Source organism: Flavitalea plasmicola (assembly GCF_030546645.1).
Classification (GTDB): Bacteria; Bacteroidota; Bacteroidia; order Chitinophagales; family Chitinophagaceae; genus Puia.
In genome coordinates, this window is the sequence record NZ_JAUOTO010000004.1 from 111,946 (window position 1) to 123,852 (window position 11,907).

Consider the following 11,907-nt stretch of genomic DNA (forward strand, 5'->3'; position numbering starts at 1 on the left):
GGATGCCGACCATAAGAAGGCTGCCTTTAACTGCCTGTGTGTTCATCTTTGTCTACCTGTTGTGTGGCAGCAGGGCGGCAGCGCAATGCCCGCCCCAGGCGGCAGCCTGGATGGATAAAATAAAGGCCATCGAAGGGAGTGAGGATCCTGTCGGTGAAAAGATCAGGGCTCTGTCTGCCTTGGAGATATCCTATACCCGCTGTACTTCTTTGCGGGACAGTATCCTGGCGCGGATCCTGCACAGGCTGGGGGATCTATACAGGCAGGCGGGCGATGTAGAAAAAGGCATCCGTTATGCACGGGAAGCTATTGCTATCAATGGCAGCGGCAGGCCCGGAGCGCAAAAGGCCTTTCTCACGCATTCCTATTACAACCTGGGGATCTACTATGTTCTGCTGTACCTATTCACAGAATCGAATAAGTATTTTGACAGCTGTATCACCGTGGGGAGCCCAATCCCGGAAAAGTCCTATATAGTATTGATGGCCTATGAACAAAAGGCTTTTACTTTTTACCAGATGGCGGACTATGCCAGCAGCATTGAGATGGCTGATAAAGGGATGCGGTTGTCCGGACAGATGAGAGATACCCTGTTCGACATTATCCTGCTGACACAAAAGGCCCAATCCCAGCTGGCATTGGGTCAGACGGAGGAGGCGGAGAAAAATGTCAAAAAGACCATCCAGGCGCTCAGTCGCAAAGATATGCCGGCAGAACGGCTTGCCACCAGCTATTCGATCTATGCCCGATTGTTGAATACGCGGAAAGAGTCGCGGGAGGCGGCCGGCTATTATAAAAAAGCATTCGAGCTGAACTTCCAGCAACAGAACCTTTCCCAGTGTGCGCGAGACCTGATGGATCTTGGCTTTTTGTATGACAAGGACCTGCATGAGCTGGAGAAAGCCGTCGATGTTTACCTTAGGGGGATAATGCTGGCCAGCCGGGTTGGGGACCCGTATATGGTGGCGGGCCTATACAACAATATCGGAGTGGCTTACTGGAGGCGGCAACGATTTCAGCAGGCATTGGCGTATTACCAGAAGGGTCTGATGGCCCTGCCTATACAATTCACGGACAGTGCTATCGACCATAATCCTTCCCCGGGTCTCCTGGCGACTACGGGAGATGATTATTATGTCTATTCCTTATTTGCCAACAAAGGCGAATCTCTCCTGGAGCTGAGCAAAAAAAAGAAGGACAGGGGCTTGCTGGTGACAGCCCTGGAAACCTACCGCATTGCGGACAAGATGGTGGACCAGATGCGGTGGCGGCAGTACAATGATCAGTCGAAGCTCTTCTGGCGAGTGAAGACCAGGGAGATGTATGCCAATGCGATAGAGACCTGTTACCGGCTGGGCAGCTCCGAGGACGCTTTCTTTTTCTTCGAAAAAAGCAGGGCAGCCTTATTAAACGACAAGCTCAATGAGCTGGGGGCAAAAAAATATTTGCCGAAGGCAGATCTTGACAGGGAGGACGGGTTGCGGGTGAAGCTACAATCCTTGCAACAGCAGGCGTCGACCATTTCGGAGAAGAGCTCGAGCTATGACGAAGTATTGCGGGAGATATCAGCCACGCGGGAGACGTTGGGTAATTTCATCCATGAGCTCGAGCTGAAGCATCCGGCCTATTACAGCTATAAATACGATACGACTGTTCATACCACGGGAGAGGTCTATCGGGATCTGCTGAAAGGACAGCGTTCACTGGTGGAATATTTTACGACGGACAGCGTGGTCTATGCGTTGGCGCTGACCCCGGACAGTGTGCAGATGCGGCGCGTGCGTTTTGCCGGCTACGCCTCCGCGGCCCGTGAACTGCTGGCGTTGACATCAGACCGGGGAATGCTTAACCAGCATTATCCACGCTGGCGACAGCTGGCCTACCTGCTGTATGATACCCTTTTCCATATTTTTTCCATTCCTACCCGGAGTGTGATCCTGTCGCCGGACGATCAATTCATTCCCTTTGACCTGTTGCTGACGGACCCGGCTGCAGACACCAGTTTTCTCCTAAAACGCCACGCTTTCAGCTATGCGTATTCCGCCAATTTTCTGATGAAGGAAAAGTATGATCAGGGGACATTGTCCAGCGATCTGCTGGGAATCGCTCCTGTTGCTTACCGACCTTACCTGCGGCTGCCTTCTCTCACCGGTGCGGACCATTCGCTGGAAAATATAGGGGCTTATTTTTCTTCTTCCCGTCTGCTGGTGAAGGAACATGCTACGAAGCAGGAGTTCCTTTCGGAGCTGCCTCAATACGCGGTGGTGCATTTGTATTCGCATGCCTATGCTGACAGTACGGAGCAGGAACCGGTGTTGTACCTATGCGATTCCGTTCTTCATCTCACCGAGCTGCAGTCACTGGGCAGGTTGCGCACGCGCCTGGTGGTGCTATCGGCATGCAATACGGGGACGGGGAAGCACCGGCAGGGAGAGGGGGTATTCAGCCTTGCGAGGGGCTTTGCCGCAGCGGGCATTCCGGCGACAGTGACCAATCTCTGGCAGATAGACGAAGCCGCAACGTACCGGATAATGGAGCTGTTCTATAAGCATCTGAATGAGGGGATGGCGGGTGATGAGGCGTTGCAGCAGGCGAAGCTTGATTTTATACGGGATAATGACAGGGAGCATTTGCTGCCTTATTTCTGGGCGGCGAGCATTTATATCGGGAAGACGCCGGCAATGAAGAAGGGGGCGGTAGTGCGTGGGACCGGCAGAGGGTGGGGAGGGTATGTGGTGGGTGCGATGCTGGTTTTAGTTTTGGTAGGTGTGGGCGTGGCGGTGTGGTTATCGCGCCGGAGTAAGGGATGAGCTTTTCAAAGATGAACCTCTGACGATCAGTTCTGATTTAATTATAATAGTATCCGTAGAGCGGGCGGATATGTGGCCGGCCATCTGGTCCAGGAGGCTGCGAGCGGCTTTTTCTCCCATTTCTTCCCCGGGGTAGTTGATCGTGGTGAGTTTGGGGTCGATGATCCTGGCGATGACGTCATTGTTAAAACCTACAACGGCGATGTCTTCGGGAACGCGGCAACCTGCCTCTTTCAGGGACTGCTGAAATACTGCCGCACAAAAATCATTCGTAATGAAGATGCCGTCGGGCCTTTGGTCCATTTCCAGTATTTCCCGTGCGGAGCGGATGGCGGCGGCTTCGCTGAGGTCATTCACCAGCAGGAGGCTGGGGTCGAAGGGCAGGTGGTGGTCTGCCAGTGCCTGCTGGTAGCCTTTCAGGCGGCCGGCGTAGACGTTGCGTCCCAGGTTGGCTGTCAGGTGGGCGATGCGGCGGCAACCTTGCCGGGCCAGGTGGGCAGTCGCTTCGTAGCCAGCTTTCACGTTGTCGATGATGACACGGGTGCCATAGGGGACTTCTTCCACCCTGTCGAAAAAGACGATGGGGATATTCTTCTGGACGAAAGGGGTGAAATGCGCGAGGTCTTTGGTGTCGAAGGCGAGGGAGGCGATGAGGCCGTCCACGCGTTTGTGGAAGAGATTGTGGGCGTTGGCCACTTCTTTATTATATGCTTCCGAGGAGTGGCCGATGATGAGGTCGTAGCCGGACCCGGCGGTGACCTTTTCGATGCCTGCCAGTACGGAGCTGATGAACTGGCTTTTCAGCTCATGGACGATGATGCCGATGGTATTCGTTTTTTGGCGGCGCAGGTTACTGGCGAAGTTGTTGGACCGGTAGCCCATTTCCCTGGCCATGTCCATGATCTTTTTGCGTGTCTTTATATTGATGGCGGGATGATCTTTCAGGCCACGGCTGACGGTAGCGGGGGAAAGGCTCAGGACTCTGGCAATATCGTAAATGGTGACGTCTTTATTTGACTCCATAAAAGCGGTGTAGGAGCAAATATAGCGATAAAAATAGACTGCAATCGGTTGCAATTTCGGAAAATCAATATATATTTACGGGCTTTTAAAAAACGAACGGCATGCTGCTATTAGGAATAGATCTTGGAACTTCTTCAATAAAAGTGGCTGTAGTGGATGCTACGACGCAGCGGACGCTGGTGACGGCGCAATATCCTGAGACGGAGGCGACCATTCTCACGCGCCAGCCGGGCTGGGCGGAGCAGTCGCCGGAGACCTGGTGGGAATATGTTCAGCAGGCGATCCGGAAGGCGCATGGTTCGGGGGGGTATGATCCCGGGGACATTGCGGCCATCGGTATTGCATACCAGATGCATGGGCTGGTGGCAGTGGACAAGGACCGGAGGGTACTGCGGGATAGCATCATCTGGTGCGACAGCAGGGCGGTGCCTTATGGGGATGGGGCATTTGCCGCCATTGGCGAGCAGCGGTCGCTGTCACACCTGCTGAATTCGCCGGGAAATTTTACGGCGGCGAAGCTGGCCTGGGTGAAGGACCAGGAGCCCCGGATCTATGAGAAGATCGACCGGATAATGCTTCCGGGGGATTATATAGCGTTGCGGCTCACGGGCGAGGTCACTACGAGCATACCGGCCTTGTCGGAAGGCATATTCTGGGATTTCCAGGAGGACGGGCTATCGGAAGATGTATTCAACTATTTTGGTTTTGATAAAAGTCTCATCCCTGCTATACAGCCTGTATTCAGCGCTCATGGGGAGCTGCAGGCCGAGGTGGCGCAGGCATTGTCGTTGAAGAAAGGTATCCCTGTGACCTATAAGGCGGGGGACCAGCCCAACAATGCCTTATCGCTCAATGTGCTGGAGCCGGGAGAAGTGGCTGCCACGGCGGGTACTTCCGGCGTGATCTATGGGGTGAGCGATCGTCTGGTATATGATCCTGCTTCGCGGGTGAATAGCTTTGCCCATGTCAATTATACGGAGAAAGAGAAAAGAGTGGGGGTGTTGCTGTGCATCAATGGGACGGGGATCCTTAACCGCTGGATCCGGGACCATACGGGCGGCGGAGCGGATTATGCTTCTTTGAACAGGGAGGCGGCGCTTATCCGGCCGGGGAGCGAGGGGTTGGTGGTCTTACCATTTGGCAATGGTGCGGAGCGGATCTTTAATAACCGGATCATTGGCGCGCAGATCCAGCATATCGACCTGAACCAGCATGGTGCGGCGCATTTGTACCGGGCGGGGCAGGAGGGGATTGCTTTTGCCTTTCGTTACGGCCTGGACATTATGCGGGAAGGGGGAATGAACCCGTCCGTCATCAGGGCGGGGAGGGCCAATATGTTCCTCAGCAGCGTATTTACCGAAGCTTTTGTCAATGCGACCCAGACGCCCGTGGAGCTGTATGACAGCGATGGCAGCGTAGGGGCTGCGTTGGGGGCGGGCATCGGCGCGGGGATCTTCCGCAGCGGGAAAGAGGCATTTGCCGGCAGGTTGCCTTTGGAGAGGGTGGATCCGGTGCGTGCGGGCGAGTATGAGGGATTGTATCAGCGATGGAAAGAAGTGTTAAATAAATATTTGTAAACGGAAAATAAACAGCTATGCCAGTTATTACAGGAGACAAAGAATTCTTTAAAGGAATAGGACAGATCAAATATGAAGGGCCTCAGACGGACAATCCGCTGGCCTATCGTTGGTATGATGCGGGAAAGACTGTTGCGGGCAAGACGATGAAGGAGCATCTGCGATTTGCCGTTGCTTACTGGCATTCATTCTGCGGCAATGGCGCCGATCCTTTCGGCGAGCCTACCCATCTTTATGGGTGGAATGAGAAAGGGGATGCGGTGGCTCGGGCGAAGGACAAGATGGATGCTGCTTTTGAGTTCATCACCAAGCTGGACCTGCCTTTTTATTGTTTTCACGATGTGGACGTGGTGGATTACACCAATGATGTAGCGGACAACGAGAAAAGGTTACAGACGCTGACGGAATATGCCAGGCAAAAGCAAGCGGCCAGCAAGGTGCAGCTGTTGTGGGGGACTGCCAATCTTTTTTCCAACCGTCGTTATATGAATGGAGCGGCCACCAATCCTGATTTTCACGTGCTGGCCCATGCGGGGGCGCAGGTGAAGGCGGCGCTGGATGCCACCATTGCGCTGGGAGGACAGAACTATGTGTTCTGGGGCGGAAGGGAAGGATATATGAGCCTGCTGAACACGAATATGAAGCGGGAGCAGGAGCATCTTGCGCGCTTCCTCCATACGGCCAAGGACTATGCGCGCAAGCAGGGATTCAAGGGCGTGTTCTTTATCGAGCCCAAGCCTTGCGAGCCTACCAAGCATCAGTACGACTACGACAGCGCCACGGTGATCAGCTTTTTACGGCAATATGATCTGCTGGAGGACTTTAAGCTGAATATCGAGGTTAACCACGCCACGCTGGCCGGTCACACGTTCACCCATGAGCTGCAGGTGGCGGTGGATGCGGGTATGCTGGGCAGTATGGATGCCAACAGGGGGGATTACCAGAATGGCTGGGATACGGATCAGTTCCCCAACAATATCAACGAGCTGGTGGAGGCGATGCTGATCATCCTGGAGGGCGGTGGATTCCAGGGCGGAGGCATTAATTTCGATGCCAAGATCCGGCGGAACTCCACGGACCCCGAGGACCTGTTCCATGCGCATATCGGGGGTATCGACACATTTGCCCGCAGCCTGCTGGTGGCGGATACGATCCTCCGTCAGTCCGAGTATAAGAAGATCCGTGCTGACCGGTATGCCTCCTTTGACAGTGGCAAGGGGGCTGCTTATGAGAAGGGCGGACTTTCCCTGGAGGATCTGCGGGAATATGCCGTCGCTAATGGCGAGCCTAAGGTGGTGAGCGGGCGGCAGGAATACCTGGAGAACCTGATCAACCGCTATATTTAATGTGTTTTAATATGTTTTAATTCATAAAAAGGGTGGCCGGATCGATGAATAATTGGCCGGTTACCCTATTTTTACGAATATTATTTTCGGGGAATCCATACCCGGCACACAAAACAAAACCGTCGCTGCTATATGCAAATGTTACAGACCCGCGATTACATTGTCTTCCTCATCTACTTCGTTATTGTCGCATTATATGGCTGGTGGGTCTATCAGCGGAAGAAGACGGCCCAGACCAATACCAAGGATTACTTTCTGGCGGAGGGTTCATTGACCTGGTGGGCCATCGGGGCTTCGCTGATCGCGTCGAACATCTCCGCGGAGCAGTTCATCGGGATGAGCGGCAGCGGGTTCAAGATGGGGTTGGCGATCTCGACGTACGAATGGATGGCGGCAGCCACGTTGATGATCGTTGCCATTTTTTTCATACCTGTATATCTGAAGAATAAGATCTATACGATGCCGCAGTTCCTGAACCAGCGGTATAATGGCACGGTAGCGATGATCATGGCGGTATTCTGGTTGTTGTTGTATGTGGTAGTGAATCTCACTTCCATTCTTTACCTGGGTGCGTTGGCGGTCAGCAGCATTTCGGGATTGAACTTCACGGCCTGTATGCTAGGCCTGGCGGCTTTTGCCATCGTCATTTCGCTGGGGGGCATGAAGGTCATCGGGTATACGGACGTAATACAGGTGTTCTTCCTGATCCTGGGCGGGCTTGTCACTACGTATATCGCCCTGGACCTGGTGGCGGAGCATTTTGGAACGAAGGGGGTATTCAATGGATTGAAGCTGCTGACGGAGCATGCGGACGATCATTTCCATATGATCTTCAAGAAGGACAATCCGAATTATATGGACCTGCCCGGACTTACGGTGCTGATCGGGGGGATGTGGATCGTGAACCTGAACTATTGGGGGTGCAACCAGTATATTACGCAGCGGGCCCTGGGTGCGGACCTGAAGACGGCGCGCGGGGGTATTCTTTTTGCCGCTTTTTTGAAGATGCTGATGCCCGTGATCGTGGTGATACCGGGTATTGCGGCCTACCTGCTGTACAAGCAGAATGTTTTCAATACGGAGATGATCCAGGGCGGGGAAGTGAACCCGGACAGGGCTTATCCGGTGTTGCTGAATTTGCTGCCACCCGGATTGAAGGGGCTGTCTTTTGCGGCGCTGACGGCGGCGGTGGTGGCATCGCTGGCGGGGAAGGTCAACAGTATCTCGACTATATTTACGCTGGATATCTACAAGAAGCGGTTGCATCCTGAGGCTGATGAGCGGAAGCAGGTGTGGGTAGGACGAGCTACTGTGGTTGCGGCGATGGTCATTGCTATTATTATCTCTCCATTTTTGGGTATCGATAAGAAAGGCGGATTTCAGTTCATCCAAGAGTATACCGGGTTTTTCTCACCGGGGATATTCGCGATGTTCATCCTGGGCTTTTTCTGGAAAAAGACGACGTCCAACGCTGCTATGTTTGCAACTATCGGCGGGGTGGCTTTCGCATTTTTCTTTAAGTTCCTTCCTCTTTTTGCCAACCTTTCGTTCCTGGCGCCTTTCGGGTTTGCCAAGGCGAATGACAAGGGGGTGTATGAGATACCGTTCCTGGACAGAATGGGATTTGTATTTATCATCTGTCTTATTGCCATGTACTTTATCAGTATGAGGGATAATAAGAAGGGAGTGCAGCCACATGGATTGGAGGTGGATAAGAAGATGTTCAAGGTGAATCCCAGCTTTGCTGTGGGGGCGTTGATCATCTGCGGGTTGCTGGCGGCGTTGTATACGGTGTTTTGGTAGAGAGACTTAAATAGATATATGAATAAAAAAAGAGTCCTTCCCGGATGGGAAAGGACTCTTTTCTTTTGGTTATAGTCGGATGAATTTTGCTATAAGCTGTCCGCTGTCGCCTATGAGGGCTTTTACCACATAGGTGCCGGCCGGCAAGTGGCCTGTATTGAATGTTTGATTGAAATAAGCGTCCGGTTTATTCAGGCGCAGGATTTTTACCAGCTTGCCATTCATGTCATAGAGGCTGATGAGCAGCGGGCCCTTTTTATCGCTGTTGATCATCAGATGAAGCTCCTGGTTGTCCTGTGCGACGCTTGGATAAACCTGGAACTGACTGGGCGTATGACCCGTTCCGTCAGTAGTCAATCCTGCCGCCGTATTGGTTTTTGCAGCAGAGGCAATGGCCGAGCCTGTCGAGCATCCATTACAGGGAGAGGTGGTGGGATGCGCCACGCAGTAGGGGCAGGGGCCGACGGTGGTGCTCGTGACTGAAAGCGGGTTGACCGGGGTCGGGGTGGTGACGTCCCATGAATTGGGATATTTGGCCACTACGTCGGAGGAGCAGCCTACGATACCATTGCCTAATACGCCCCCTTTATTTCTTCCCCAGGAATACAATTGTCCATCTGCTGTCTGGGCGTAATCGAACATTACAAAGGGCTGGGCGGTGTAAATGGCCACGAAATCTTTGCGTGTCGTCACCTGTACAGGAGCTTGCTGCAGCAGGTCTGTCGGGTAGTAGTCCCAGGCGTAGGGGTCTGTGGTAGTGGCAAAATTGAGTTCCGTGCCAATGCCGATGCCGCCTTGTGCGTTATCCCCCCAACCCCACAGGGTGCTGTCCGACAATATAGCGTGTGTGCATACAAAGTCGACGGCGATGGCCTTTACCGGGTGCGGGAGGTTCAGTCTGCTGGTGAGATCGGTAGGCGTGGCCAGTGGCGAGGCGTTGACGCCGCCAGTGCCGCCCAAATGGTGGCCATAATAACCCCAGCCGTACAAGGTGCCATTGGATTTCAGGGCGTAATTGAAGCTTGCTCCGCCGGCGATCAGCTTGATACCGGATAGTGTGGTAAGCTGATGCAAGGTTAGGTAATCGTTGCCGGTGGCCGCATATCCCAGGTTTTGGGCGAGCGTGTTTGATCCTCCGCATGTCCATACCGTACTGTCCGAGCAGAGAACGATCAATTGATTGCCCGCGGCTATTTGCATGACTTTCCTATTGCCGGGTATGGGCACTTGTGCGGGTCTTGTAAGTGCGGTGCTGCCTGTTGTCCCGTTGCCTCTCATTCCTCCTAATGTTTGTCCCCAGACCCAAAGGGTGCTGTCGGATTTGACGGCGTACCATCCCTGGCTGACGTTGCCTGAATAATAGGCGCACAAAGTGGTGACGCCTGTGAAGGCGTTGCCGGCGGAGTCTGTGGTGATCTGCACCGGCGTTAGTACCTGCGTAGAGGTGGCGCCGTTGCCCACCTGTCCCTGATCGTTGTCACCCCATGCCCATACATTTCCGTTGTTGTCTACTGCTGCGCCGCCGTGGAGGCAGCCTGCTGCCGTTTTGAAGGTCAGGTTGGATGGAACCGCTACGGGGAGGATCGTTCCGGGTGTACCTGTTCCGCCGACGCCTTGTGTCACCAGGTTGGTCCCGATGGCATAGAGATGTTTGGCGGTATCGATGAAGAATACCTGGTATTCGCCTGGTGCAACGAATACCCTTTTGGCAGCCGGGGTTGGATTGACGGTGACAGTGACTGAATCTGTGCTGGTCAGTCCATGGTTGTCGGTGGCGGTGAGGGTGAAAATATAGGTGCCCTGGATCAGACCGTGGATGGTTGCCGTCATGTTGGAGTTGGTCATGACGATAGTGGGGCTGTTGGGGCCGCTGGTAGTGGTCCAGGTAAGAATATGGATGGTGGTGCCGTGCCCCGTGGCATTGCCGTTAAGGACGACGCTGTCGATGGGCAGGGTGACGAATTTATCCGGCCCTGCAGTGACAGTGGGTGGTATATAAGCGGTATCGACGGTGACCTGCATGGTATCTGTCCCTGTACCCCCGTTGTTGTCGGTGACGGTGAGCGCAAATTTATAGACGCCTGCGGTCAATCCTTTGAAGGTAGTCGTGGCTGAAGATGGCGCCGTGATGGTTCCACCCGTGCCGGAGGCCTTGGTCCAGGCATAGGAGACGATGGTGCCGTCGGAGTCGGTGCCGGAGCCGGTGACAACGACGCTATCGAGCGGTAGCCTGATGGATTTGTCAGGGCCTGCGTTGGCTACCGGGAGCTGGTTGGCAGGTGGACTGGAAGTGACGAGGGTAGTGTCGCCCTGGCGGAGCATCCATTGAAAGATGTTGGTGCCTGTGGTGGGGTCGACGTAGTAGGTGCCCATCGTAGCTGGATGGAGGTAATAAGGCGGCCCCAGGTTTGGATTCGTGACCGGCGCAACACATCTCCAATTGGTGACGGAGGGATCGTACATCGCGTTCCAGCAGCAATGGCCGCCTCCTCCATATGATTCATAGGAAAAATAGGCCGTATTGGAAAGGCTGTCATTCATATTTTCCGAGATCTCGAAAGGGGGATTGCTATCCTGGCTGCCTGCCAGTCCAAAGAAGCGGCCACCATATTTTTTGGCCCAATGGCCGAAGAATGAGGGATAGGTCATCGGGCTGCTGCCGAAATAGTCACCCGGCGATTGCCCTTCCAGGTCTACAAAGCTTCTCACATTAGCCATATTATGCTCATCGCCGGCTGTCATCTCATAGCCCAGGTACCATCCAAGGACTTCAACGCCCATGCTGAGACCGGCCATGTGCAACGAGTTGTTCCTGGGATGATAGATCCTGATCAGGGTATCCATCAGGGCCTGAACGAACCAGGGGCGCACATCCGCGCTGCTGGCAATAACGGTGACGAGGATAGGATAGTGCTTGCCGTTGTTGAGCTGTACGCCGCCATCCCAGCCGTGCTGCAACCAGTAGTGAGGGCCCCAAACTGTCAGTTGATTGGTATCCGGCGGCGTTTTGACCTCGCCTCTTCCGGGCATGGTGAGTATCCACGGTCTCGATGCTGTATCGGCATTGCCTGCCGTGAAATAATTCCGGGGGCGGCTGATACGAAGGATAAATTTGTTACCGGTGCAACCGTCCATGCCCTGATTAGGAGGAAAACAGTGATACTGGATCACTGTATCATAGGTGATAAAGTCATGTGTTTCGGATTGGGCGGATAACAAGAGGGAGGCGAGGAGGAAGAAGCATAGTGGGAGTAGTGCTCTTCGCCAGGAAGAGTAGCGTAAAAGTGTACCTTTCATAATGATAGATTTATTGGTTGGTGCTATAAATTAGCGAAAACCATCATCTGG

General features: G+C 53.9%; 6 protein-coding genes. 4 read left to right on the forward strand and 2 right to left on the reverse strand.

Features of this window, described 5'->3' with window-relative positions:
- Positions 1 to 2: 2 nt before the first annotated feature.
- A complete protein-coding gene (locus tag Q4E93_RS14805; protein WP_303586448.1) occupies positions 3 to 2,810 on the forward strand; it encodes a CHAT domain-containing protein in 2,808 nt (935 codons plus the stop codon).
- Here Q4E93_RS14805 and Q4E93_RS14810 read toward each other — a convergent pair.
- Positions 2,787 to 3,833, reverse strand: coding sequence for a LacI family DNA-binding transcriptional regulator (locus Q4E93_RS14810; protein ID WP_303586449.1), 1,047 nt, complete (start codon positions 3,831 to 3,833; stop codon positions 2,787 to 2,789). The two genes, Q4E93_RS14805 and Q4E93_RS14810, sit on opposite strands and share 24 nt — an antisense overlap.
- Before the next feature lie 101 nt (positions 3,834 to 3,934).
- On the opposite strand from Q4E93_RS14810, the gene Q4E93_RS14815 reads away from it, so the two are divergent.
- From Q4E93_RS14815 to Q4E93_RS14825, 3 genes are all read left to right on the forward strand, one after another.
- Complete coding sequence (locus tag Q4E93_RS14815; RefSeq protein ID WP_303586450.1) at positions 3,935 to 5,410, forward strand: xylulokinase; 1,476 nt, start codon at positions 3,935 to 3,937, stop codon at positions 5,408 to 5,410.
- A 17-nt stretch (positions 5,411 to 5,427) separates the two neighbouring features.
- Positions 5,428 to 6,756 carry a xylose isomerase gene (xylA, locus tag Q4E93_RS14820; RefSeq protein ID WP_303586451.1) on the forward strand — a complete coding sequence of 443 codons (1,329 nt, stop codon included), beginning with the start codon at positions 5,428 to 5,430 and terminating at the stop codon, positions 6,754 to 6,756.
- Between the two features lie 132 nt (positions 6,757 to 6,888).
- A complete protein-coding gene (locus Q4E93_RS14825) occupies positions 6,889 to 8,559 on the forward strand; it encodes a sodium/sugar symporter (protein ID WP_303586452.1) in 1,671 nt (556 codons plus the stop codon).
- 69 nt (positions 8,560 to 8,628) lie between these two features.
- Here Q4E93_RS14825 and Q4E93_RS14830 read toward each other — a convergent pair whose 3' ends face one another.
- Positions 8,629 to 11,856, reverse strand: a complete 3,228-nt coding sequence (locus Q4E93_RS14830; protein ID WP_303586453.1) for a PKD domain-containing protein — start codon at positions 11,854 to 11,856, stop codon at positions 8,629 to 8,631.
- Positions 11,857 to 11,907: the final 51 nt, after the last annotated feature.